The organism is Caldithrix abyssi DSM 13497, assembly GCF_001886815.1.
GTDB classification, from domain to species: Bacteria; Calditrichota; Calditrichia; order Calditrichales; family Calditrichaceae; genus Caldithrix; species Caldithrix abyssi.
Map to the genome: position 1 here is coordinate 2410067 of NZ_CP018099.1, position 25341 is coordinate 2435407.

Consider the following 25341-nt stretch of genomic DNA (forward strand, 5'->3'; position numbering starts at 1 on the left):
AAAAATCACGCAGCGCTTTAATATGGCCAGTAACATCGATGATTTGACATTGGAATTCAGATACACGGTTCTTTGTATCAGTAAAAACACTTATAAAATCTACTATCCACACCCATTGCCCGTTTTTGTGTTTTATTTGATACGGCTTGTTCTGAAAACTCGTATTACCGCTATTTAATTGCTTTTTTATGTAAGTTAATACGCGTTTTTGATGTGATTCAGAAATAAGTTGAGAAAAAGTAATTTTTCCGGTTAAAAAATCTTTTGCGGAATATCCCGTTATTTTTTTTATGCCTGGAGAAATCTCGGCAGGTATGCCGCTAAAAAAATCGTCCAATTTTTTCCATTTTAAATAGCAGGTGTTTTTTACAATATACTTTTCCACTGAGTTACTTTGAAAAATGTCGCTCAAAGTCGATAAGTATTTAAGAAAGTTAAATTGTTGACTAATTTTTTGGGAATCCATTTTTAATCCTTTTGATTTACGCTTATTAATAAACATGCGTTTATCGTTTTATTTATAAAAAACTTTAATAAATATTGGCTCATTTTCGGTTTATTCAGAAAAAATATTGAAAAACAATCTGATAAAAAAATAGGACACGGCTCTCAATTTATAAAGTGGTTTATCGCCTATTAATCCTATGTTTTTGGGGAAACTTAAAATTAACTTGACAAAATGAACTTATGTTCATTATATTGCGTACAAGTAAATGAACATAAGTTCAATTAAGGGGAGTTTATGAGAGGTCCTTACAGGAAGCGAATGATCTGGCAGCCGCCGCAATTCAGGAATTTTAAGCCGAGCGGCATTCCCAGACGCGCGCTGGAGTCCATAGTGCTCACAGTGGATGAGTACGAGGCCATTCGTCTGGCTGATCATCTCGGTCTGGAACATCAGGCTGCGGCTGAACGCATGCACATTTCGCGCCCCACGTTTACGCGTTTGATTGAGCAGGCCAGGCGAAAAGTGGCCACGGCCATTGTAGAAGGCAAAGAGTTGATTATTGATGGCGGGAATGTGAATTTCATAAACACATTGACTCACTGTCAGGACTGCGGCGAAACCATTCAACAGCCGATTGACGCCGAGATTGATCAGTGTCCGGATTGTGGTTCGCAAAATATCGAAAATTTAGCCCATCGTTATCTGGCCCAGGGAAGAAGACACAGGAGAGGACGTTAAGATGAAGATAGCTGTTGCCAGCGGAAAAGGCGGAACCGGAAAGACCTTAATTGCCACCAATCTGGCCTTTGTGGCCTCACGATCGAAAAAAGCGGCGCTTTACGATCTGGATGTGGAAGAGCCGAATGTGGCCTTATTTTTTGCGCAAAAGGAGATTGATTCGCAAGCGGTAGAAAAGATGATACCCATTATTAATGATGCAGTTTGCGATTACTGCGGTATTTGCAGTCAGGTGTGTGAATATCATGCCATCATCACTCTGGCTGATCAGGTGATGGTTTTTCCGGAGCTCTGCCACAGTTGTTACGGCTGTCTGGAGATGTGTCCTGCCGGAGCGATTGAAGAAGGGAAGAAGGAAATCGGCCGAATTTCTCTAAGCCAATCCGACAACTTGCAGTTTGTAAGCGGCACATTAAAGGTAGGCGAATCGGCCACCACTGCTTTAATCAAAGATACCAAAAAGGCAGGACAGAACGAAGCGCAAATTTTCATCTACGATTCGCCGCCGGGCACATCCTGTCCGGTAATCGAGGCCGTAAAAGATATGGATTACATCGTTCTGGTGGGAGAGCCCACGCCCTTCGGATTACACGATCTCGACCTGCTGGTTCAGGTGGTGCGACAGTTCGACAAGCCGTTTGGCGTGGTGATTAACAAAGCCATGGATGAAGAAGACCTCATTACAGAATATTGCCGGCAGAAGCATATTGAGGTGCTTGGCAGAATTCCCCATAGGCAAGAAATTGCCCGGGCCTATGCCCGGGGGCAGCTGATTACGCAGGCCGTAGAAGGTATGGAGCGGTTGTTTTTGAATCTTTTAAATAAGATTACGCAAAAAGTTAATGAGGTGGCGGCATGAAAGAGATTGTAATCATCAGTGGAAAGGGCGGAACCGGCAAAACTTCCATTACGGCTGCGCTGGGCGCCCTGGCAGGCAAAAGCGCTGTGGTGGCGGACTGCGACGTGGATGCCGCCAATTTACATCTGCTCTACGAACCGCGTGTTCGCCATGCAGAAGATTTTTACAGCGGCAAAACGGCGATTATTGACAACGATCTTTGTACAGATTGCGGCCTTTGCGCTGAAAAATGTGCCTTTGACGCCATTCGGTACGAATATGGCCAGTACATGGTGGACGAAGTAAGTTGCGAAGGCTGTGCCGTTTGTTTTCATCTTTGTCCGGTTAACGCCATTCGCATGGAAGAGAATCTGGCCGGCAAATGGTACCGCGCCCAATCTCGATTCGATAACGAATTTGTTTATGCCCATCTGGGAATTGGTCAGGAAAATTCGGGCAAATTAGTGGCTAAAGTAAAACAGGAAGCGAAAAAGATTGCCGAAAACGAGAATATTCCCTTTATCTTTGTAGATGGCCCGCCGGGCGTTGGATGTCCGGTCATTTCTTCTTTGAGTAATGTCGATCATGTGTTGTTAGTTACCGAAGCTTCGCAATCGGGTTTGCACGATCTGCAGCGTCTGGTGGAGTTGATCGAATATTTTAAACTAAAAGCCTCTTGCGTAATTAATAAGAGCGATTTAAACGAACAAATGGCCAGTGAAATTGATGACTATTGCCAGAAACATAACATTACCGTAATCAATCACATTCCCTATCATCCAGAGTTTGTTGAAACGCTAAATGCCAAAAAAACCTTGATTGAGGGAAAAGATAAGGCTATCAAACAAAAAATTTTCCAGATCTATCAATTTTTAACCAGAGAAGAGGAGTGAGTGTCATGAAAGTAGCTTTTACAGCCCAGGGAAATGGCTGGTACGAAAAAGTAGATTTGCGCTTTGGACGGGGCAGAGGTTTTTTTGTAGTCGATACGAACAACGAAGAGACCAGGTTTATTGACAATGCTTCTAATGTGGAAGCTGCGCACGGCGCGGGTACCAGCGCCGCCCAGATTATCATCAATGCGGGGATTGATGTCCTGGTTACCGGACATGTGGGCCCTAAAGCCGGTTCTGTTTTGAAAAGCGCAGGAATTAAGGTTTACTCTACAGAAGGAAATATAACCTTAAAAGACGCCTATCGCCTGTTTAAAGAAGGAAAGTTGAAGGAACAGGAATTGTAATCTTTAAATGGGCGAACGGTTGAAGACTAACATTTTTAAATAAATTACGGCTAACTAAAAAGGAGGAATAATCATGCCGTGGGGAGATCGCACAGGTCCTTCAGGTCAGGGACCACGAACAGGCAGAGGATTGGGATACTGCGCGGGCTATGACAGCCCGGGCTACACCAGGGGAACGCCCATGGGCCGTGGATTTGGCTTTGGACGCGGTTTGGGTCGGGGCTTTGGCCGCGGCTTTGGCTTTGGGCGTGGTTTTGGATGGCGCTGGAGCTGGCCATGGCCGCAAACGGGCAGCGCCCAGGCCGCTCCAACTAGCGACAAAGGCAACCAGGCCGAGCTAACCGCCATGAAAAATGAACTGAACAGCCTGAAATCCGCGGTCGAGGGCTTGTTGAATCGGCTCAGCGCATTAACCGAAAAAAGCGCCGCCGGCTCCAAAGAGAACGACTGATTCTCAAGCCGAAAGATGTGGAGGCTGTTCGTCAAGCAACGGGCAGCCCCCGCATTTTTTAAGCTTAAATTCAGCTTTAGATGGAATTCATTAAAAACGGAGCTTTGGTATTTTACACGGCTCAAAATAAAATCAAAAACTTTAAAGGGAGGGAGCAATGAGCGAACAAAATTCATCAAAAATTGTAAAGATTGGTATCATTATTTGCGATCGCTACCGCAATTGCGCGGCAGGCAAATGTTTAAGAGCGCTGAAAAACCGTGAAGGGGCTTTCGGTTATTATCAGGACGTGGAAGTGGAGCTGGTGGGCTTTACCACCTGCGGCGGCTGTCCCGGGGGCAATATTGAATACGCGCCGGCCGAAATGAAAAGAAACGGCGTGGACGTCATTCATCTGGCTACGGGCTTGCTGGTCGGTTATCCGCCCTGTCCTTATTTAAAGTACTTTAAAGAATTTATTGAAATGCACCATCAGATCAAGGTGGTTTACGGGACGCATCCCATTCCACAAAGTTACTTTTTAACGCATCAGGAATTGGGATCGTGGGATTCGCCGGAGTGGAAAGAAATCATAACGCCAGAATTAACCATAGAAGATCAACGACTGAGTTACAGTTGAAAAAAAAGGAGAATGAAGATGGCAGGAATGGCCAGACAGACCATGGGCAGCGGAGGGTATTGTATCTGTCCAAAATGTGATTATCGGGCGCCGCATCAGCGCGGTGTGCCGTGTCAGGAGCAGCGCTGTCCCCATTGCGGAGCCAGATTGATGCGCGAAGGCTCTTATCATCACCAATTGTTATTGGAGAAGAGAAAGCAAAAAAGTGAACGCAAAGATGAGGGAAATTGAATCCTGGCGCAGCTCTTTTGGCGCAATGAAGGAATGATTTGACATGGAAAAGTGGAATCATCTTTGCAAATTAGCAAAAGTAAAAACAATGTATTAGTCTGAGAAAAAACACATGACATGCCAGAAATGGCGGACATTGGAGCTGTCCCAAAAGTCAAAGAGAATGTATTTTTATAAATATTTTCTTTCCCTCACCCCCTTTAATTCCCCCTCTCCCGATTTTCGCTGATCTTTATACACACATAGCACCGTGGGTTATGGGCCGTCTCGGCTTGAAGTAAAAATAATATACATCTCGGTTGCCGTATCCAATCGCTGTATACCTCGCCAGAGCGTTACTGTGCCAGGCTCGCCATCACTCTTTCTGCCTAAATGGCCTCCGATCTGACCTACCATACGGATGGCTTCTCGTAAACTCATCGGCTCCTCCGGCGCTATGGGCGTCTTATGCACATAGCAATACAACGCTTTCCATTCCTCTTCTTTGAAAAATACGCTCGCCGGCGAATCCGGTATTTCACGACCTAACATGGTCATATGATAAATGCGCCAGGCTACAACCATATCCACGGCTAAGGCCGTCTCTAAACGATCCGCACTGCCTAATTGACGATCTTTTATGCGGCAGCCGCTCTTGAGCGTTCGATGATATATCTCGATACCCCAACGACGAGTGTACCACTGCACTCGTTGATAGGCATCAGTAAAATTCTCTACCGACACCGTGGTCAATAACATCCACTCTATTGGACTCTTAATATCAGCTGGCGGATCGACCTCTCGGATATAAACAGCCCACACCTTAATGGGCTTAGAGGACGAAAATCGTTTCGGCGGTTCTAAGTCTATCGACGAATAACGCAAGGACATCTTGGCCTCACGAGCCCTGATATTGCCCCTACGAGGAACATGAATTTGAAATTGACCGCGCTCTTCTTGACTGGACATGTAATCCCACAGATCAATTCCGGCCACTTTGCGATTGCGGCGCTTGCCCACGCGTACCAAAAGTCCTGCCTTGCTATCTTTCCTTTGAGCCTCATGAAATAATTCGTAGATATCCGCCTCTCGATCGCCCACGCTTACGATAAGCGTCTCCGGACATAACTTAGCGATCTCGTTGACCCGGCGATAACTACGTAACCATTTCATACTCTCTTTTTGCTCAATGGGTAATTCCTTCCGACGACGCGTCTTGCCTCGATCCTTCGGATCACGAGCCCATACCTGGGCATCCAATACGCCTAACGGCGTGCCATCCTCACTAAAGGCCAATGTATCATGTAAAATCAAGCCAATGCTCTGGTGATCTATATGGCTTGTCGGCCCCAAGTCTTTGGTCATGGGATGCGTGCTGTAGTCTAAAATGGTCGTGTCCTGAGGCGCTAAAACCACCTTGTGTTCTTTTATGCGATCTATCGTCGCCTCGGTATGTGCATCTAAAATAATATCCATGGTTACCTTCTCGTTTTGAAAAAATCGATAGGCGCCCATCGTGCGCGCCTTACCACCACAGGCCTCCGGAATGTTGGCCTGCGGCTTGTTGTAAAAGTCATCCGCTATGGCGTACAAACGCTGTTTGAGACGATTGTCATATAAGCGAATGCTGCCAAATTCCCGCTCCGCCCAATTCGATGAGTCTTTGATTAATCGTCCTTGGCCTAAACCGTCCGCACTCTCCTGACACAAAATCTTTCGCCAGTTCCTTTGCAATGGATAAAGAAATACCTTTTTGGCGATACCGTCACGACGACCGCTGGTATTTCCTACATAAAGCCAGTTGGAAGCCAGGTAACCGATGCCTTTGAAAACACTAGAATCCACATAACTTTCCACCAAAACCGGGCGATAACCATAACGACTCTCCCAATCGGTTCCAATACGCTGCAAGGCTTTACTCAACAGAAATGAAGCCAGATTCTTGACCTTAACCGTAGGTACGATCAAAAAACGATCATTACTGATCACATACTGGATATTCTCCCTTCGCGCCTTTTCGCTCCAGCCAATATAGGCATCCCTGGCTCGTAATTTATAAGTCGCTGAACTAAAGCCTAAAGCGCCAATATAGCCATACTTCTCGCTTTTTACAATATAGCGAATCTGAGCGCCACAAAGTTTTGCGCTTTTAAGGTAATGGAAATTCTCTATTAACTGAAACCATGCGCGCGAATCCTTGCTGTAGCGGCTTTTGATCGGCTCGATTACAATTTCGCCTAAAACCGATAAATGGCCTTCAATGGAGGCGATTGGAACATCAAGCTTACGCTTTTTCTTTTTTTCAAAAGCATAGCTTTTTTTTCGTTCTGGTAATTTGATTAAACCGCGCCGATCCAGCTCTAATAAGGCTTTACGGCAGCTCATCTCCTGGAATTTCCCATTGGGAGATTTCCAGTCCATCAGTTCGCATACCTCTCGTGATAATTTCCTACGAGATATCTGCGGCTGCCGGGCAATGATCGCATTAATACGTTTTAATATTGGTTCGCTAAAAATTTTCCCATATATTTGCATGTAGAAAATTTAACAAATTATTCCCCCTGTGTCAAGTGTGTGCCAGGTCCAGCGATTTTCGGGAGAGGGGGACAGGGGGTGAGTGTTAATGTAAGATTTACCATGTATTTAAATAAATATACATTTAATTTCGCTTTTGAGACACCCCCATTTCTCCTGCTTGAAAAGCCGCCTGTTTCAACCAAGGCCATGGGTTAATTATTAACGTAAAGCAAACAAAACGTACGCAAAGGCTGTAAATTTAATTCTTTTTAAATTTCCCAAATAGCCTTATTTAGGATACTTCCTCCAAAAGATCTAGTGCTGTGGCGTTTGAAATAAAAAACTCATCCCCCAGCCCCTTCTCTTTAAAAAAAGGTGTAAATTGTGCCGGTTTGCTTAGTTTTCGTCTTAAATGTTGAGATGCAGGTCTATTTTTTTTCAATTTTGGCGTTCCCTTTTCAGCTGACGCTAGACAGAAGGTTTTGCGTAAAAAATCTTTGCGCTCTTTGCGGTTCGTTTTTGGTTGCGGCCTTGCTGCCTTGGAGGTTTTGAGGTAGTTTTTGAACCTTGATTAAAATGAATACAGGATTAACTTGATTTTTTTCACTCGTGAAAGTTTTACACTCAATTTTAAAGCAAAATTTTGTAAGCACAAAATACAAATCATGGAAATCCCGAAATCAAGTAAATCATGGTTCAAAATTGATTGTCCGCCGGCCTGTCATTTTTTAATTTTAAACGTCCTTTGCCCCCTTTGTGACTCCTCTTTGCTAACAGTGGTTACTTAAATCCCTGCGGAAATGATTTTTGCTGCTTTAGATACTGGAATGTTCGTTGTCCTTCACAACAATCCAAACCATTCGTTAAGTTTAGTGATCGCTTTGTTATCCATTTCTAATAAATTTGAATGAATGGACGAAAATAAACATTATACTAATCTTTTATCTTATTTAAGGATTATCCATGTGTGGAATAGCAGGAATTTTCCAAATTAATGGTCCGATTGCACGGGCACAAGATAAAATAAAAAATATGGTGGGACAACTCTTTCATCGGGGCCCCGATGAATGTGGTTTTTATTTTGATTATCCAATAGCCATGGGCATGACCCGTTTAAGCATTATCGATGTGGCCGGAGGAAGCCAGCCTATATGTAATGAAAGTGAAGACATCTGGGTTGTTTTTAACGGCGAAATCTTTAATTACAAAGAGTTACGCGTTTTGCTGGAAAAATTCGGCCACCGCTTTAAAACCAGCAGCGACACCGAGGTTATCGTTCACAGTTACGAACAATGGGGTGAGGACTTCATCCGATATTTAAACGGTCAGTTTGCCATCAGTCTGTGGGATCGGAAAAAAAGACAGCTTTTGCTGGCCAGAGATCGTCTGGGCATCCGGCCATTATTTTACGCCTTTTTTAAAAACAAGCTCATCTTTGCCTCGGAAATTAAAGCCATTTTTGCGGAGGGCAGCATTAATCCGGAAGTTGATTTTTCAGGACTAAACGATATTTTTACCTTCTGGGTTACTCTGCCGCCGCGTACTGCTTTTAAAAAGATTAACGAACTACCGCCGGGACGGATGTTAACGGTTGATCATCGCGGCGTTAAAGAAACAGAATACTGGGATATTCCTTTTCAGGCTGACGTGAGCGACAAAAAAACCACGATCTTGCAGGAGGAACTGGAAAACCTGTTGACCGACGCGGTGCGCATTCGTTTGCGCGCTGATGTGCCGGTGGGCGCCTATTTAAGCGGTGGCCTGGATTCTTCCATTATCACCGCATTGGTCAATAAAATTCATCGAAACAAACTCAAGACCTTTTCGGTTAATTTTACAGATCAGGCCTACGACGAGCAATTTTATCAGGAGACGTTGATCAGCCAGTTAAATACAGAACACCGTTCCATGCGCGTAGATGCCGTTGATATTTTGCGCCATTTTCATCGCGTTGTATGGCTGGCCGAAAAACCCATGTTGCGTCTGGCGCCTGCGCCGTTGCTGGCCCTTTCTTCTATGGTGAACGGCGACGGTTTCAAAGTGGTATTGACCGGCGAAGGAGCCGACGAATTTTTTGCCGGATACAATATTTTCAAAGAAACCAGAGTACGCTGCTTTTGGGCCAGAGAACCGGAGGCCGATTGTCGTCCTTTATTGTTAAGCCGCATTTATCCCTACATTTTAAGTCAGCAGGGAACGCTCAATCCCTTCTGGCAGGCCTTTTTTAAGCGGCACCTACAGGAAACAGAGAATCCTTTCTATTCCCATCTTTTGCGCTGGGAAAATACGGCCAAAATTCGCCATTTATTAAGCGAACCAATAAAATCGTCTTGTAATTACGAGGATCAACTGGCCAGAGCAGAAGCTTATCTTTCAAAATTAAAAGAAATTTCTTCGCCTCTTTCCCGCGCTCAATACATCGAAGCAAAATTGTTTATGAATGGCTATCTATTGTCTTCGCAGGGCGATCGCATGTTGATGGGACATTCCGTGGAAGGGCGTTTTCCATTTCTTGATCATCGGGTTGTCGCGTTTGCAGCCACGCTACCGGAAGATTTGCGACTAAGGGGCTTAAACGAAAAGTTTTTACTTAAAAAGACCTTTAAAAAGATTTTGCCATCGGTCATTTTGCAACGCCCCAAACAACCGTATCGGGCACCCGTTTCAAAAAACCTCTTTGGCCACCCAGAACTGGAATGGATTGAGGCTTTTTTTCGGCCGCAAACGCTTGAGCAATACGGCTATTTTGATCCGACAAGAGTTGGTATTTTAAAACAAAAGATAATTCGTCAGCAAACGCCCCTTTCACTGGTTGACGAAATGGCCATTGTCGCCATTCTTTCCACGCAGTTGTGGCATTTTCATTTTTTTGAAGATTTAAACAATAAAGCCGAAAAATTACCTGAAAAACAAAAAATAGTTGATCAAAGAGAAGCATAGGAGAAGTTATGGCCTTTTCCAAAGAAGACTTAAATATCGATCCGGCGGAAGAGACCGGACGCATCGTTCAATGGATGCGACAGAGCGTTGGACGCCGATTGCACAAACAGGGAGCGGTGATTGGTATTAGCGGCGGGATTGATTCCAGTGTCTGTCTGGCGTTGGCCGTGCGGGCCTTCGGCCCGCAGCGCGTGTTAGGCGTGGCCCTGCCCGAACACGAGTCCAATTCCGAAAGTTTGCATCTGGCTCGAAATCTGGCTAAGCAGTACGGCGCGCGGTTTATTGTGGAAGAAATAACCGACGCATTAAGCGGTTTTGGCGCCTATGCCAGAAGGGACGAGGCAGTAAAGAGCGTTTTCCCTGAATTCGGAGAAGGGTATCGATCCAAAATTGTTTTGCCGCCGGTAACCGAAAAGGATACGTTTAACGTGTTTTATTTAACCATTATTGCGCCCGACGGTCAGGAAAAGACCAAACGCCTGCCGTTGAAAGAGTACTTACAAATTGTGGCCGCTTCTAATTTTAAACAGCGCACGCGTATGAGCATGTTGTATTATCATGCCGATCGTCTGAATTACGCGGTAATCGGAACAGGGAATAAAAATGAACATGAGCAGGGCTTTTTTGTCAAGTTTGGCGATGGAGGCGCCGATCTGAAACCCATCGCTCATCTGTTTAAAACCCAGGTCTATCAATTAGCAGAGTTTCTGGGCATTCCTGAAGAAATCAGAAAACGTACGCCGACCACCGACACCTATAGCGCGGAGTGTACGCAGGAAGAATTTTTCTTTAGAGTGCCTTTTGAAATTGGCGATCTGGTCTGGCTGGGAATGGAACGACAGGTCCCCCCGGAAGAAATCGCCCGGGCCGCCAGTATTTCTGTTCAGGAAGTGATCAATATTCAGAACGACATCAAGCGGAAGATTCGAACGGCCGAATATCTAAAAATGAATCCGTTACATCTTGATTAAAAACAGCTTTTTAAATAAAAAATAAAAAGGGGAAATGGAGTGGAAGGCATGGAAAAGAAAATCAGAAATTTTATCGTGGACAACTTTCTCTTTGGTGATAATAGCGTAACCTTTAGCGATGACGATTCTCTTTCGGAAAATGGTATTATTGATTCAACCGGCATCCTTGGTCTGGTTAACTTTTTAGAAAGCGAATTTCAAATTTCAATAGAAAATGAGGAGATTACGCCAGAAAATCTGGATTCAATCAATAAAATTGTTCAGTTTATTAAAATGAAGATCGGCCAGATGTCCATGGCTGATTAAGGCTTTTGAAATTAATCAAAATTTAAGAACCATGCGCAGAAGATATTTTTTAGAAATTTCAGGAAAAGCAACGGCCGCCTCTCTATTTTTCCCGCTGCTCGGCAGGGCGATAACGCCAAAGCCTTTCCCTCCGGAAGAGCTGGCGGATATTTATGTGGTTCAAAAAGGGCCGGCTGCAGAATTGACGGAGCGATTGATTGAACTTTTAGGCGGAATCGATCGCTTGGTCGGATCGGAGGATGTGGTTCTTTTAAAAGTAAACAGCCAGTGGTGGGCGCAGGGCATGACCAATACAGACGTGTTGCTGGCCTTCATCCGCAAAATTGTGGAGCGGCCGAACTTTAAAGGCGAGGTGATTATTGCGGATAACCATCAAAGCAAAACGCCGAATTCACGCGGCTGGAACACCGCACGGCCTAACGGAAAGTTGAATTACAACGATCTGGTGTTGTGGTTTCATCAAAAGGGATTTAGCAATGTAAACAAGGTACACTGGCATCCGGCCGGTCCCAATCCTCATCCGCTGCAGTTCGGCGGCTCGGGCAATAGCGTGGTAAAAGGACCGGAAGAAGGTGATGGCTACGTGTGGGATGACGCGCTTTATTACCAGTCGCCTTATGGAAACAAAACGATATTAAGCTATCCCATCTTTACTTCGCCTTTTAGCGGACGGAGGATTGATTTTAAAAACGGCGTCTGGCAAAAGGGAAAATATCTGGATGTTCCTTTAAAGTTGTTCAATTTTTCCGCGCTTAATCATCACAGCGCTTACGCCGGAGTTACGGCTTCCGTAAAAAATTTTATGGGCGTGGTGGATATGAGCTGCGGATATCCGGCGCCACAGCCTCAAGGAACCTACAACACACATCACATAGGCGTCACGCCCCTGTTTAAGCTTCTTGCCAGATACAGAGACGCTTTGAAAAAGATGCCGGGGTTTTATGGCGTCTATTTACATCCGGAAGTGTTTCGCTTCCATTTTACGGGAGGCGTGCTGGGCAAATTCATGAAGGTGGTGCGCCGCGCCGATTTAAACATCATCACGGCCATTAAAGTGGGCTGGGGCTCGCGAACAGATGCGGATAAGGCCATGCAGACCGATTCGCTCATTGCTTCTACGGATCCTGTGGCGCTCGATTTCTGGGCGGCCAAACATGTTTTGCTGCCGGCGACAAAAGCGGCCCGTGCTCCTGAAAAGTATTTGCGCTTAAATGATCCGGAACGCACCGAAGGCCCCTTTCGACGTTTTTTAGAAGAATGTCGCAGGGAACTTGGCGGTACGCTTAGCGAAGAAAAGATGATCATTCATAGCAATTAAAGATGGGTAATTATGGACTGCAAAACAAAAAAAAGGTTGTATCGGAATTTTAAATGTTTGAATAAAAATATTCCTTTTTTTCCCTTTCAATATTTTCAGTACTATTTTTTAGAATATCGAGGCATTCCCCATAAACAAAAGATTCGTTTTGACGGAAAAATTGCCGTAGCCAAAGAGGAAGACCTGAGAGAACTGCAGCGCTTTTTTAGCAGCAAGGCAAAAAAATTTGAAAGGCGGCTTAAAAAAGGTCATTTGATCGTTATTGCGCAGGAACAGGACGGACGCATTGTCGGTTATGAAAATCTTGATTTCTCGGCGGTGCATCTTGAGCGGCACAGCGGCATTGAAATCGCCATTCCGCAAGATTCGATTTATTTGTACGACGCTTACATCGATCCGCAATATCGAATGCGCGGCGTGTGGGTGGGATTTAAAAATTTGATTGGCAATCTCATGGTAGAAAAAAAACGCAATCGTCTGATGACTTTTATCGAATGGGATAATCCGACTTCGTTAAAAACCCACCTGCAATTTGGATTTAAGATTTATGAAAAACGTTGCATCTGGCGCATTTTTGGCAAACCGCTTGTCAAAACGGAATCGCTCACGCAAAACCCGCAGTTGATTCGTGCTTTATTGAATCATTGATGAGTGAGGGGGAATACTGGCGCTCCTGCGGAGTACAATGCAATAACTCCTGTAACTATTTTGAACACTAAAACGACTTAAGTTATTTAAAAACAACATGCCGTTCTTTTTTATTACCACTACAATATTTAAATTCTTGTCTTTTCCCAGCCTAATGGTTTGAGAGTGCCCTTCAATGCCTGCGCCATTGAATTATGGCTCTACAAGCTACATTTAGTCAGCAATTGGAACGCCGTCTGTTCAATAGGTGTTAATCCCATGTTAATTTAAAAATAGATTTGTCATGATCGCTCTTTATTGCGAAATTCCAGTTCTGTTCGATCAACAAGAAGTGGGGAAATGGAGCGTTTTACTAATAAGTTCTACTTTGACCATGCGGCTAATACACCGCTTGCGCCCGAAGTGCAAAACCTTTTAAGTGAATTTTACGCCAGGCATTACGGTAATGCGGCAGGGATTCATTCCTTTGCCCGAGATATGAAAGCGCGCCTGGATAGGGCTCGGGAGTTTTTCGCCCGCTTTCTTAACGCCAAACCTTCCGAGATTATTTTCACCGCGTCGGCCACGGAAAGCAATAATTTTGTACTAAAGGGACTGGCGCAGCGTTTTCCGCAAAAAAAACATTTGCTAATCAGCGCTGTGGAACATGCTTCGGTGTTTGAAACGGCGCGCTATCTAAAATCGCTGGGCTTCGAAGTCGATGAGCTGGCGGTGGATGAGTTCGGACGAGTTGATCCCGATGATGTTAAAAAATACCTCCGGCCAGATACGCTTTTGGTTTCGGTAATGTGGGTGAACAACGAGCTGGGAACCATTCAACCCATCAAAGAAATTGGCAAAATCTGTCATCAAGCCGGCGTCTTTTTTCACAGTGATGCTGTTCAGAGTTTTGCCCGGCTGCCTTTGAATATACAGGAATTTCAACTGGATTTTTTGAGCGCCTCGGCCCATAAAATTTACGGACCTCTGGGCGCCGGATTGGTTTACATTAAAGAGGGAATCCGTCCGGAGCCTTTGCTGCACGGCGGCGGACATGAAAACGAGCTGCGTTCTTCCACGGTGAATGTGCCGGCCATTGTGGGCTTTCAAAAGGCGACAGAAATCTATGAGAAAGAGCGCGCACAGGAGACGGAGCGCATTCGTAAATATCGGCAAAAGATTTGGCAGGCCGTGGAAAACGACATTCCCGGCAGCCGTATTAACTCGCCGCATGACGGTTTGCCCCATATTCTGAATTGCTCTTTTGAAAAGGTTGACGGAGAATTGTTAGCCATTTATCTGGATAAGCAGGGGATAGCTGTTTCCACGGGCTCGGCCTGCTCCACCGGCAAGGTAAAGGATAGCCGCACTTTGGAATCCATCCATCTTCCGCCTAAGTTTAAAAAGGGAACCATTCGCATCAGTCCCGGCCGATACACAAAAGAGGAAGAGGTGGACTATTTAATCGAACAATTAAAACTTGCAGTAAAAAAGGTGAGAATGATATCATGAATAGAGTTTTTTTATGTCATTACAGCGAGATCGGTTTAAAAAAAGGCAACCGTAACTATTTTGAACGCATCCTGGAAGCCAATATGCGCAAAAGCTTGCAGCGTTACTTGCCGGAAGAAAAATTTTCGATAAAAAAAGATCACAAGCGATTTTTAGTGTATTTTACCGAAGACGTGAAGATAGATCTGGTAAAATCTGCGCTGGAACGTGTATTTGGCCTGGTGAATTTTTCGCCGGTAACAACCGTGTCTTTGGAAATGAGCGAGATTGAAACCATTGCCCTGAAATTAATGGAGAAAAGGCCAGAAAAGACGTTTGCTGTGCGAACAAAAAGAGCCGAAAAATCCTTCCCTTTAACCTCGCAGGATATTAATGTGCAGGTCGGCGCCAGAATTGCCGAAAAAACAGGAAAAAAAGTTGACCTGACCAGGCCGGAAATTACCTGTCATATTGAAATCATGCGCGACAAGGCGTTGATTTTTGTAGAACGCTTCCCCGGACCTGGCGGCCTGCCGGTAAGCGCCAGCGGCAAGGTGTTAACGCTGCTATCCGGCGGTTTCGATTCGCCCGTGGCTGCGTATTTAATGCTCAAGCGGGGAGGCAAAAGCGCCTTTATTCATTTCCATTCCTATCCCTACACCAACAAGTTTTCTCAGGAAAAGGTGATTGAACTGGCCAGGATTTTAAATCAATACCAGTTCAATAGTAAGCTGTTTATGGTGCCTTTTGCCGAAACCCAGGAAGAGATTGTCTTCAATTGTCCCGATAAACTGCGCGTTATTCTTTACCGCAGATTTATGATGCGTATTGCCGAGGCGCTGGCCAAAAAGGAGGGTTATAAGGCCATTGTCACCGGCGAGGCGCTGGGGCAGGTGGCTTCTCAAACGCTTGAAAACATGGGCGCCATTGAACAGGTGATCACCCTGCCGGTGTTGCGTCCGCTGGTTGGGCTGGATAAAGCAGAGATTATTTCCATGGCTCGCAGGATCGGAACCTACGAGATTTCGGTGAAACCGCATGACGACGCCTGTACGCGTTTTATGCCGCGTAAGCCGGAAACACGCGCCAAACTGCATGAGGTGCTTAAAGCCGAAGAGGGATTGGATGTAGAAGGAATGGTGCAAAAAGCATTGGAAAAAATGGAATTGGTCGAAATCTGATTTGCATTGAAAAAGATCAGTTTGTAAATTTGTAATCTTGAATTTAAGGGGCGACTGCTTAAAACGACAACGTCTTGCGGGCTCGACGATCGTTCTGGAATTGAGCAGAGCTGCGGCAAAAACGTTCTTTAAAAATAGATTAAACTGCACCTGTAGCTCAATTGGTAGAGCAGCGGACTCTTAATCCGTTGGTTGAAGGTTCGAGTCCTTCCAGGTGCACGTAATAAAAACAAGGGCTTATGGAGTTCTTCCATAAGCCCTTTTCAATATATGTGTAAAAATTTTTATTATTCCTTAATGAGTTTACTCATTCATTCTTTCATTTTTTAAACAAGGCTATAGCGCCGCAGATTGCCGCAGCAGTTGTGGCTGATGGTCTTCGGCCTGTCCATTATCCACGGAATACATCCTTTCGATTTCGTCTCTGTAGTTCTTTTCAATTACTTTTCTCTTTAGCTTAAGCGTTGGCGTTATCTCTCCTTTTTCTACAGAAAAGGGTTGGGACAAAAGAGTAAACTTTTTAATCCTCTCATAGGCAGACAGGGGCTTTGAAAGTTCATCTAAGCGCTGTCGATAAAATTGAATCACTTTTTCGTTTTTTACTAATTCTGACAATGTATCGTATTTAATGTCATGCTTTTGAGCGAATTCTTCTAACGCTTCAAAAGAGGGAACGATTAAAGCGGTGATGTATTTTCGCTTATCGCCGATTAATGCAATTTGTTCGATGTAATAGTCCTTGCCAATATGCGATTCAATCGGTTGCGGCGCAATGTTTTTGCCTCCTGCGGTGATGATAATATCTTTCTTGCGGTCTGTAATATGTAAAAATCCATCGCTGTCCAGATAACCGATGTCGCCCGTCCTAAACCATCCATCTGGCGAAAGGACTTCGGCCGTTAATTCTGGTTTGCGATAATAACCTTTCATTACATTTTCGCCTTTGACCAATATCTCGCCATCTGGGGCGATTTTTACCTGACAGATATTCACCACCTTGCCCGGCGTGCCAAATTTAAACTGATCTGGCCGATTGCATGAAACGACCGGCGAGGTCTCCGTTAAACCGTAGCCCTGAGCAATAAAAATACCGGCGGCAAAAAAGAACTCTTCAATTTCTGAAGACAACGGAGCGCCTCCTGCCGAAAAGAAGTTCAATCTTCCGCCCATGATATTACGAATCTTATTTAAAACTAATTTTCGGGCCAGTGTATGTTTTAGGCGCAAATAAGGTGAAATATTTTCTTTTTTAAAGGCTTTATACTGATATTCCTTTCCGACTTCCAGGGCCCATTCAAACAGCCCCCTCTTAAAGCCGGAGGCGTTTTCCAGAGTGGCAAAAACTTTGGCGTACATTTTTTCATATAAGCGGGGAACGCCGACCATAAAAGTTGGTCGAACTTCCTTGAAACAATCAAGAACTTCCTTGGGATTTTCGCAATAATAAACAGTTACGCCATGCGATTGCGTCCAGTGTGTGGACGACTTCTGGTAGGCATGGCTAAGCGGAAGAAAACAGAGTTCGATATCGTTTTCACTGAAATTAAATAACGGGTCAAGCGCTTTAAACTGGCTGAAAAAATTACGTTGAGTTAACATTACGCCTTTGGGGCGTCCGGTGGTCCCGGAAGTGTAGATGATGGTGGCGATGTCTTCTGGCGATGCCTCGCTCAGGCGTTGTTTTAAGGCCTGAGCGTTGTAATTAGCCAATCCCTGAGCAATAAAATCATCAAAATAGATGACCTTTTCGTCGGTTTGAATTTTTGTTGACCGGTCGAATACAATCATCTTCTTTAATGTTTTGTTTTCAGAAAGAATTTTTATTGCTTTATCGTATTGTTCCTGGCCGCCAATAAAAAGAATTTCGATTTGCGCATCGTTAATAATGTATTCTAAATCAATTTCGGAACTGGTGGCGTAAATCGTGGTCGTAATGCCCCTTACGCCCATTATTCCGTAATCGCTTATAGTCCACTCTGGTCTGTTTTGAGAGTAAATCCCGATGCGTTCCTGGGGAAGCACGCCCCAGTTTAATAACGCACTGGAGACGCTGGTGATTTGTTTGCCCATTTCGCGCCAGGTAATACTTTTCCATGAATGATTCTCTTTGTGAAATAACGCGGCCCGATCGAGATGTTTTTGCGTTTGATTTAAAATCATTGTTGTTAAATGCATCTTTTGCATAATCTTTCGACTTTCTTTAATTAATTTGACTCAATATGTTACAATCTTTTCTTTAGACAATAGAGTGAAAAAGACTGAGTAGGACCTTTTTGTTTCTATGTTCCAAAATAAAACGCCCTATATTAAACTTTGTTATGTGTTTAATTTCCTGTTTGTAAACAAAGCTAAACATGACAAACAGGAAGGTAATAATATCGGAATAATGCAAATACCAGATTGTAAAATTTGTGTAAAAGCGCGTTTGTGATTTATTTACCGGCTACAATAACGTTCTTACGGCCGCCTTTTTTCGAGCAACCCAAGATCAGCAACTGAAACGGAGTTGCCCCAAAAATTCCTGGCAGATGCAATCTCTTTTTTACGGCTTTAAGTTAAGGCGATGATTGGGGACTTAGAAAAAAGAATAAAAAGTGTAAAAAATGGGCCCTGTTTGATTAAAAAAATTTGACATTATTGTTAGCCTTTAATATACTATTAACGTGATTGGCTAATCATTTTTATTACACGTTTAATCCATTTTTAGTTTAATCTTTTTTCCTGCTTGCAATCGTCCTGATTGAGTGATTGCTTAATGTTATATTGTGCAATGTATAGAAAGGTAAATAGTGGAGATTTCTGTTTTTGAGTTTGTATTAAAAACGGAGTACGTGTTTTTTTAAGACTTTTATGGGAAATATTTAAAAGATGCGTAACAATGGAATATTGTTTTTTTGAGATTAGTATTGTTGCCAAAAATGAGATAATACTTCCTCAATTCAAAGGATCAGCGTTCAGAGGCGTTTTAGGACACGCCTTACGACAAACGTCATGTGTTACACAAATGATAAATTGTGAATACTGTATACTCCGGCATAATTGTGCCTATGCCTATTTGTTTGAAACATTTAATAGCCGGAACGAATCCGTTGCCAGGCCCTTTGTCCTTGAGCCACCACTGACGGAAAAAAAACTGTTTCCGCCGGGGGACACATTAAAGTTCAATTTGATTTTATTTGGAAAGGCCATTGAGTACTTTCCGCTTCTCGTTTACACTTTTAAGGAGATGGGAAAGCGGGGCATTGGCGTTAAGCGCGGTAAATTTTGGTTAAAGCAGGTTACTGTAAGCGATCAGGTTGTGTATGATTATCAGGAGCAAATGATCAAAACTAATTTTAGAAGGCAGAATATATTTTCGATTGAAAAAGAACAAAGCAAATTTTTAAGGATTCGTTTTCTTACACCCACTGCGTTAAAAGTAAAAGGTAAAATCACAAATACCATTGACTTTATTACGCTATTGAAATCGATCAGACGACGTATAAAAGCATTAAATGTGTATCATAATGGCCAGTTACGGGAAGTATTTGATATTGATTTTGAAAAGGCAGAGGAAGTGAAAGTGAAAAAATCTGCCATAGAAGAATTTCGATGGGAACGGTACTCAAACCGTCAGCAGAAAAAAATTGATTATAGTGGGTTTTGGGGCGAGATGGAGCTTGAAGGGGATTTAACGCCTTTTATGGCAATATTGCGTATGGGGGAAATTGTGCACATTGGTCGAGGTACCGTTTATGGGATGGGGAAGTATGTGATTGAGAGTGTAGTTTCTTAAGAAATATGTTTATTCTGTTACAAGATATTAATTGTGAAACGTCTTTAAAGGAGTAAGGGATATGAGAAAGTTTTTGGATGACGAATTAAAAATGTAAAATATGATAAAAATTTAAAGGGGAAAAGATGTTCAATATTAATTGGAAAAACATTCTTAGTAAAATTAAAAATTTTAAATATTTACAAATATTTATTTTGGTTTTTAGTTTTTTCAAACGCATTCTCATGCTCTTTCCTCAACTATATCTTTAAAGATGGAAGAATGATTTAAAAGTATCAGATAATAGAAAATTTATAAAATAAGGAGAATGAAATGGCTGCCTTCTTGTATGGTGCATCAATTCAGGGCATACAAAAATTTATTTTTGAGACAAAAAAATTAAAAGAGATTGTCGGCGCCAGTGAATTGGTAGAGCAAATGAGCAATGAACTATTTCAAAAAGAATTTAAAATCAATGAAGACGATATGATCATGCATGCCGCAGGTAATGTCAGATTATTAAGTGAAGATGAACATCTAATTAAGAACATTGTTAAGACATGGCCCAAAATAGTGGGATCGAAAGCCCCGGGGCTTGTTCTATCACAAGCAGTCGTTAAAGTTGAAGGTACACTAAATAAATCACATTTTGATTTATTAGAAAAAAGGTTAAGAATTGCTCGCAACAGACAATTTATAACTCAACCGGTAACGCCCATGGCGTCTATTCGTTCTCGAAGAACAGGTAAAGCGGCTATTGATTGGAACGACGATGGAAAGCCCAGAGATTGTTCAAGTAAAGTAAAACAGGAGATAGCCGGCAAAGATGCTAAGCAGAACTTGATGGAAAAAAGTTTAGGTGAAAATGCAAAACAATTTTTAAACAGTTTTGCCATGGATGTAACACATATGATGTACAAAGATGAAGAAACAGGTTGGCTTGCTGTTATTCATGCGGACGGAAACAATATGGGAAAACTGATTCAACTTATTTCTCAAAAATTAGAAAAAAATCAATCTGATTTTAAGGATTTTTTCAAAAAATTTTCTGAAATTTTAAACAAATCCACCATTGCCGCCACAGAATATGCAGTTAATCAAATAATATTACCTGAAAAGAAAAATAGCAAAAAACTGCCCTTCAGACCTGTTGTTGTTGGGGGAGACGACCTTACTATCATTATTCGAGCAGATTTAGCATTATCATTTACTGAAGTTTATTTAAAAAAATTCAATGAGGAAACCACGAATAATTTCAAAGAACTCGCCGCCACTTTTTCATTGGACGAATTAAAAAATGGGCTTACGGCCTGCGCTGGTATAGCTTATATGAAGGATTCCTTTCCTTTTCATTATGCTGTCGATTTGGCGGAAAGTTTATGTGCGGACGCCAAGAAATATGCAAAACAAATTGATAAGGTGAATGTTCCATCAGCACTTTTATTTCATAAGGTTTATGATAGTTTTGTTGATGATTATAGTGAAATTGAAGCAAGAGAATTAACCGCTGCCAATGGGATAAGTTTTAAATATGGCCCTTATGGTACAGACGGGAGAGGTCTTGCATCTATTAATGAGTTAAAAGAACAAGTTGAATTAATTTTGCGTGATGATTCCCCTCGGTCAGGAATTCGCAAATGGCTAAGTCTATTGCATAATGATCTAAATAAAGCAAATTTATGGCTAGAACGTGTAAAAGAGATAACCGGGGCTGAGTTTAGAAAAAAATTGAATCTGGAAACGGCTATATCTTCAAATAAAACACACTTATTTGATGTTTTAACCATTGCTTCCATATCGAAAAAAAGAAAAGGAGGGAAACACTAAATGTCAAAGTTAACTTATAAAATCGATTTTTTTTCCGACTGGCATATGGGAACGGGTTTGTCTTCAGGATCAGACGCTGATCTGTTAGTTATAAAAGATAAAAATGGTTTACCTTTTATTCCGGGAAAAACATTAAAAGGTTTGTTTAAAGACGCGGCCAAAGATTTACTGGATGCCCATTATTTAGACACAAATTTTATACGGGAAGTGTTTGGAGTAGATTCAACGGAAAATAGCGATGAAGAGTCTATCCCGGGTAAAGCATTCTTTTCAAATGCGGAACTGTCAGACAATGTAAAAAAACTTTTGAAAGATAATACAACCCATATCTACCGCAGGATTTCATCTACAGCCATTGAAAAAAATGGCCAGGCTAAAGAACATAGTTTGCGAACTTTCGAGGTTACGGTTCCATTAACTCTCTATGCAACCATAGAGAATATTCCCGCTTCTGTTAATATAGATACGTTGATCGCTTGTATGAAAATGATTAAACGCATTGGCACCGGTAGAAACAGAGGCTTTGGTAGATGTGAATTTTCAAAACATCCTTAAATTTATTTTGGAGGAAAACAATGAAACGATTGGCGTTTAAATTGACCCTTCTTACGGATGTTGTTGTTCATGCCGACTCAGCAACAGAAGGTGAACGGAAGACACTTGATTTTATCCCAGGTTCCATTTTTTTAGGTTTAGTGGCAAAAAAATATGACGATATAAACAATCCCTACGATATTTTTCATAGCAATAAGGTTAAGTTTGGTGATGCACATCCCGCTTTGGATGAAGTCAGAGCTTTTAAGGCGCCTCTAAGTTGGTTTGTCAATAAAGGCGAATATCTAGAATCTGAACGTTGGGTACATCACTATTTAAATGATGATATTACCTCCACTCTTATAGCTAATGCAAAACAACTTAAACAAATCAGACATGGCTGGATTATTCCACAAACCCCTCAAGCAGGAGTGGTAATGCCGCTAAATAAGAATTTTTCTATTAAATCGGCCTATGACCGTTCAAAAAGAACAAGCGCTGAGGGAATGCTTTATGGGTACAAATCTTTAGAAAGTGGTACGGAGTGGATGTTTTATGTGGATATAGATGAAAACATTGATGAAGATTTTATCAAGTCTGGTTTAGTTGGACACAAACATATTGGTAAAAGCCGGTCTGCCCAATACGGAAAAGTTGAGATTCAAGAGATAAAGCCAAATCAACCCAGTTGGTCAACTACCGAATTATTTGAGGATAAATACCTAATTATTTATGCCGAAAGCAGGCTGGCTTTTTTTGATGAATTTGGGCAACCGACGCTTCAACCTACCGCTCAACACTTTCACTTAGATGCCAGTTGGACTTTAGACTGGTCTAAAAGTCAGGTTATGAACTCCGTTTATGCTCCCTACAATTTCAAAAACAGGGCATTTTTAACTGATCGCGTATGTTTTGAGAAAGGTTCGGTATTTGTTTTTAAATCTGAAAATGGTGGCGATTATAATCCGCAATTGTTAAAAAACGGTGTTGGCGAATATTTAAATGAAGGGTTTGGACAAATTATAATAAATCCTACTTTTTTACAGGCTGATAAAAAAGCAAAGAGTACTTTTAGTATTAGAAAAGCAAATCACAGCCCACAAAATAATAAAGTCCTTTCGTCTGTTGTTACCTCTGATCCGGCGTTCGATAATCGATTCTCAACCTGGCTTTCAAGGAAAAAATTGGAATTCGAGAATGAAAAATACATTTATGAAAGGGTATCCAATTTTGTAAGCGAAAATAGCCGATTATTTACAGGTATAACTCCGAGTCAATGGGGTCAGGTGCGAGCGGCCGCTGTTAGTTCTAAAGATTTTAATGAAATGATGGTCTGGTTATTTGATAATATCACCCCCACCTCCCCTGATGGGATCACTCGAAGTCAGGATATAGCAAATTCAGGTATTTTGATGCATGGCAAAACTGAAAAATTATGGAAAAAAGGCCGTGACATATTAAAAAATGAATTACAACAGGTTGAAATACAGAAACAAGTTGGCCGGGAGTATGCCATTGTTTTGGCTACACAAATGCAAAAAGTTGCGCAAAAAAAGGAGAGTAAATAATGAATTACAGATATTGTGCAAGAATTCTTCTCGAAGCAACCACCCCGTTGAAAATTGGTACCGGTGAAGCAGGGTTAATTACCGATGAATTGGTGGCAACCGATGCAAATGGATTGCCCGTTATTCCCGGAACCGCATTGACAGGTGTTTTAAGACACTCATTTAAAGACGAAAGCAAAATTAAAAATGTTTTTGGGTTTCAGGAAAAAAAAGAAGGTAAAGGCTCCAGACTCATTATCTCTAATGCCAATTTTGTCGGGAAGGATGGGGAGGTTATTGATGGTTTGGCGGATATTGATTTCTCAGACGAGTTTTATAAGAATTTTAAATTACTTCCTGTACGAGACCATACCAGGATTACGGAGAAAGGAGTGGCTGATAGCGAAGCACATGGGAAATTTGATGAGCAGATCGTCTATAAAGGGTGCCGATTTGTTTTTGATATGGAATTAATTGGGGACAAAAATGATGTTGCTCTTTGGCAAGAGTTATTATCTAAATTGCGTTCCCCATTGTTCAGAATTGGTAGCGGCACACGCAAAGGATTTGGCGAACTTAAAATTGTTAGACTTGATGAAGAAATTTTTGATCTCACAAATGATGTACAAAAATATATGTCAAGGTCTGCAAAATTAAGCGTTCCTAAAAATGAATTCAAAGCAAAACTGGTATCGGATGATCAATTGATAACTTACGAACTCTACCTAGAAGCTGAAGATTTTTTTATTTTTTCCAGCGGATACGGAGACAACGAAACCGATACCGTAGTCAAAAAAGAGCCATATATTATTTGGAGTGACGGCAAGCCGACATTTACTGAAGAAAAGATCTTGTTGCCTGCAACCTCGGTAAAAGGCGCAATTTCCCACCGTACTGCTTTTCATTACAATCGGTTGGCCGGTTATTTTGCCGATCAAATTCCTGTTGAAGATCATAAAAACTATGTTGGGGAAAACAATACAGCTGTCCGTGCTTTATTTGGATTTGCGAAAAACAGTGAGGAAGATGAGAATTATGGCCAGCGCGGCAGGGTAATTTTCAGCGACTTGTTTGTGCGTGCAGCCGGTGAAAAGATTTTTGATCATGTGGCAATTGACCGTTTCACTGGAGGCGCAATAGACGGTGCCCTGTATAATGAAAAAGTAGTTTTTACCGATGAAAACATAATTCTGAAAATTGCAGTGGAAAAAGAAGCTTTGGAGAATGATGATAAAATTATGGAAGCATTTGAATGCACTTTAAAAGACATTGCGACTGGAATGCTGCCATTAGGAGGCAATGTTATGCGTGGCCACGGCTCTTTTACAGGTAAAGTTTTTAAAAACGGAAAGGATATTTAAATGACATGGCATAAAAAACTGAATAATTTATCCGAAATACCGGACTTAAATTTTGAGGGGTATTTGTGGCTTTCCAATGAAGCTGCACCAAGGCGAATCAACAAAATAAATGCGGCTGAATATGAAAAGGATGGCCAACCTCTAAATCCATTTATTAGAGAAGCCTATTTATATGATGTTGATAATAATGTTTCTGTCGCAGTAAGGCATGTTCCCGGACGATATTTAATTAATTTTTTTGATTTAAAAAAGTTGCCAGAAGATTTTGAAATAACCGAACAAAAATTTTTAGCAAACAAGAAAATAGGCAAGAAGCTAATCTTTAAAGAAATATGGGCGCCTGAGTCTGATGATAATTGTGAAGGATTTGCTGTTTTACGTAAAAAAGTTACCGTTTTTTGCGGTATTGAAATTTAATGTGGA

At 42.1% G+C, this 25341-nt stretch carries 22 protein-coding genes, 1 tRNA gene and 1 pseudogene; 21 read left to right on the top strand and 3 right to left on the bottom strand.

Annotation, left to right across the window (positions count from 1 at the left end; all coding sequences use genetic code 11):
• Nucleotides 1–25: 25 nt before the first annotated feature.
• Nucleotides 26–502: pseudogene (locus Cabys_RS20725) on the bottom strand (PAS domain-containing protein); the annotation flags it as partial.
• Nucleotides 503–742: 240 nt separating this feature from the next.
• On the opposite strand from Cabys_RS20725, the gene Cabys_RS09385 reads away from it, so the two are divergent.
• From Cabys_RS09385 to Cabys_RS09415, 7 genes are all read left to right on the top strand, one after another.
• Nucleotides 743–1186 carry a DUF134 domain-containing protein gene (locus tag Cabys_RS09385; protein WP_044281297.1) on the top strand — a complete coding sequence of 148 codons (444 nt, stop codon included), beginning with the start codon at nt 743–745 and terminating at the stop codon, nt 1184–1186.
• Between the two features lies 1 nt (nt 1187).
• A complete protein-coding gene (locus tag Cabys_RS09390; protein ID WP_006930097.1) occupies nt 1188–2045 on the top strand; it encodes a nucleotide-binding protein in 858 nt (285 codons plus the stop codon).
• Nucleotides 2042–2917: an ATP-binding protein gene (locus Cabys_RS09395; RefSeq protein ID WP_006930098.1), complete on the top strand. Its 876-nt coding sequence runs from the start codon at nt 2042–2044 to the stop codon at nt 2915–2917. The genes Cabys_RS09390 and Cabys_RS09395 overlap by 4 nt, the downstream gene beginning before the upstream one ends.
• 5 nt (nt 2918–2922) lie before the next feature.
• Complete coding sequence (locus Cabys_RS09400; RefSeq protein WP_006930099.1) at nt 2923–3264, top strand: NifB/NifX family molybdenum-iron cluster-binding protein; 342 nt, start codon at nt 2923–2925, stop codon at nt 3262–3264.
• A gap of 73 nt (nt 3265–3337) precedes the next feature.
• Nucleotides 3338–3715: a DUF5320 domain-containing protein gene (locus Cabys_RS20035; RefSeq protein ID WP_006930100.1), complete on the top strand. Its 378-nt coding sequence runs from the start codon at nt 3338–3340 to the stop codon at nt 3713–3715.
• 157 nt (nt 3716–3872) lie between these two features.
• Nucleotides 3873–4334 carry a CGGC domain-containing protein gene (locus tag Cabys_RS09410; RefSeq protein ID WP_006930101.1) on the top strand — a complete coding sequence of 154 codons (462 nt, stop codon included), beginning with the start codon at nt 3873–3875 and terminating at the stop codon, nt 4332–4334.
• Between the two features lie 12 nt (nt 4335–4346).
• Complete coding sequence (locus tag Cabys_RS09415) at nt 4347–4565, top strand: ferredoxin (protein ID WP_218921403.1); 219 nt, start codon at nt 4347–4349, stop codon at nt 4563–4565.
• A 255-nt stretch (nt 4566–4820) separates the two neighbouring features.
• Here the strand turns inward: Cabys_RS09415 and Cabys_RS09420 are convergent, their stop codons facing one another.
• Nucleotides 4821–7079 carry an IS4 family transposase gene (locus tag Cabys_RS09420; RefSeq protein ID WP_006929874.1) on the bottom strand — a complete coding sequence of 753 codons (2259 nt, stop codon included), beginning with the start codon at nt 7077–7079 and terminating at the stop codon, nt 4821–4823.
• A 945-nt stretch (nt 7080–8024) separates the two neighbouring features.
• On the opposite strand from Cabys_RS09420, the gene asnB reads away from it, so the two are divergent.
• From asnB to Cabys_RS09465, 8 genes are all read left to right on the top strand, one after another.
• Complete coding sequence (gene asnB / locus Cabys_RS09430) at nt 8025–10001, top strand: asparagine synthase (glutamine-hydrolyzing) (RefSeq protein WP_006930103.1); 1977 nt, start codon at nt 8025–8027, stop codon at nt 9999–10001.
• 8 nt (nt 10002–10009) lie between these two features.
• Entirely contained in the window at nt 10010–10972 is a 963-nt protein-coding gene (gene nadE / locus Cabys_RS09435) for an NAD(+) synthase (protein WP_006930104.1), read from the top strand.
• Nucleotides 10973–11020: 48 nt separating this feature from the next.
• Nucleotides 11021–11278, top strand: coding sequence for an acyl carrier protein (locus Cabys_RS09440; RefSeq protein WP_006930105.1), 258 nt, complete (start codon nt 11021–11023; stop codon nt 11276–11278).
• A 31-nt stretch (nt 11279–11309) separates the two neighbouring features.
• Nucleotides 11310–12596 carry a DUF362 domain-containing protein gene (locus tag Cabys_RS09445; protein WP_006930106.1) on the top strand — a complete coding sequence of 429 codons (1287 nt, stop codon included), beginning with the start codon at nt 11310–11312 and terminating at the stop codon, nt 12594–12596.
• Between the two features lie 57 nt (nt 12597–12653).
• The gene (locus tag Cabys_RS09450) at nt 12654–13244 is read left to right on the top strand and encodes a GNAT family N-acetyltransferase (protein ID WP_150109306.1); all 591 of its coding nucleotides are present in this window, start codon (nt 12654–12656) and stop codon (nt 13242–13244) included.
• A gap of 339 nt (nt 13245–13583) precedes the next feature.
• Nucleotides 13584–14735 (top strand): cysteine desulfurase family protein, encoded by a 1152-nt coding sequence (locus Cabys_RS09455; protein ID WP_006930108.1) that lies wholly within the window; start codon nt 13584–13586, stop codon nt 14733–14735.
• On the top strand, nt 14732–15895 hold the full coding sequence (gene thiI, locus Cabys_RS09460) for a tRNA uracil 4-sulfurtransferase ThiI (RefSeq protein WP_006930109.1): 1164 nt from the start codon (nt 14732–14734) through the stop codon (nt 15893–15895). The genes Cabys_RS09455 and thiI overlap by 4 nt, the downstream gene beginning before the upstream one ends.
• Before the next feature lie 146 nt (nt 15896–16041).
• Nucleotides 16042–16114: transfer RNA gene (locus tag Cabys_RS09465), tRNA-Lys, on the top strand.
• 117 nt (nt 16115–16231) lie between these two features.
• Here Cabys_RS09465 and Cabys_RS09470 read toward each other — a convergent pair.
• Nucleotides 16232–18079: an AMP-dependent synthetase/ligase gene (locus tag Cabys_RS09470; protein ID WP_006930110.1), complete on the bottom strand. Its 1848-nt coding sequence runs from the start codon at nt 18077–18079 to the stop codon at nt 16232–16234.
• Nucleotides 18080–18950: 871 nt separating this feature from the next.
• On the opposite strand from Cabys_RS09470, the gene cas6 reads away from it, so the two are divergent.
• From cas6 to Cabys_RS09500, 6 genes are all read left to right on the top strand, one after another.
• A complete protein-coding gene (gene cas6, locus Cabys_RS09475) occupies nt 18951–19670 on the top strand; it encodes a CRISPR system precrRNA processing endoribonuclease RAMP protein Cas6 (RefSeq protein WP_169833704.1) in 720 nt (239 codons plus the stop codon).
• Between the two features lie 312 nt (nt 19671–19982).
• Nucleotides 19983–21476, top strand: a complete 1494-nt coding sequence (locus tag Cabys_RS09480; protein WP_006930113.1) for a Cas10/Cmr2 second palm domain-containing protein — start codon at nt 19983–19985, stop codon at nt 21474–21476.
• Complete coding sequence (locus tag Cabys_RS09485; RefSeq protein WP_006930114.1) at nt 21477–22031, top strand: RAMP superfamily CRISPR-associated protein; 555 nt, start codon at nt 21477–21479, stop codon at nt 22029–22031. It abuts the gene before it with no gap.
• Between the two features lie 20 nt (nt 22032–22051).
• Nucleotides 22052–23578 (top strand): hypothetical protein, encoded by a 1527-nt coding sequence (locus tag Cabys_RS09490; RefSeq protein WP_006930115.1) that lies wholly within the window; start codon nt 22052–22054, stop codon nt 23576–23578.
• Nucleotides 23578–24918, top strand: coding sequence for an RAMP superfamily CRISPR-associated protein (locus tag Cabys_RS09495; RefSeq protein ID WP_006930116.1), 1341 nt, complete (start codon nt 23578–23580; stop codon nt 24916–24918). Before Cabys_RS09490 ends, Cabys_RS09495 begins: the two co-directional genes overlap by 1 nt.
• Nucleotides 24919–25335: a TIGR04423 family type III CRISPR-associated protein gene (locus Cabys_RS09500; protein WP_006930117.1), complete on the top strand. Its 417-nt coding sequence runs from the start codon at nt 24919–24921 to the stop codon at nt 25333–25335.
• Nucleotides 25336–25341 lie beyond the last annotated feature (6 nt).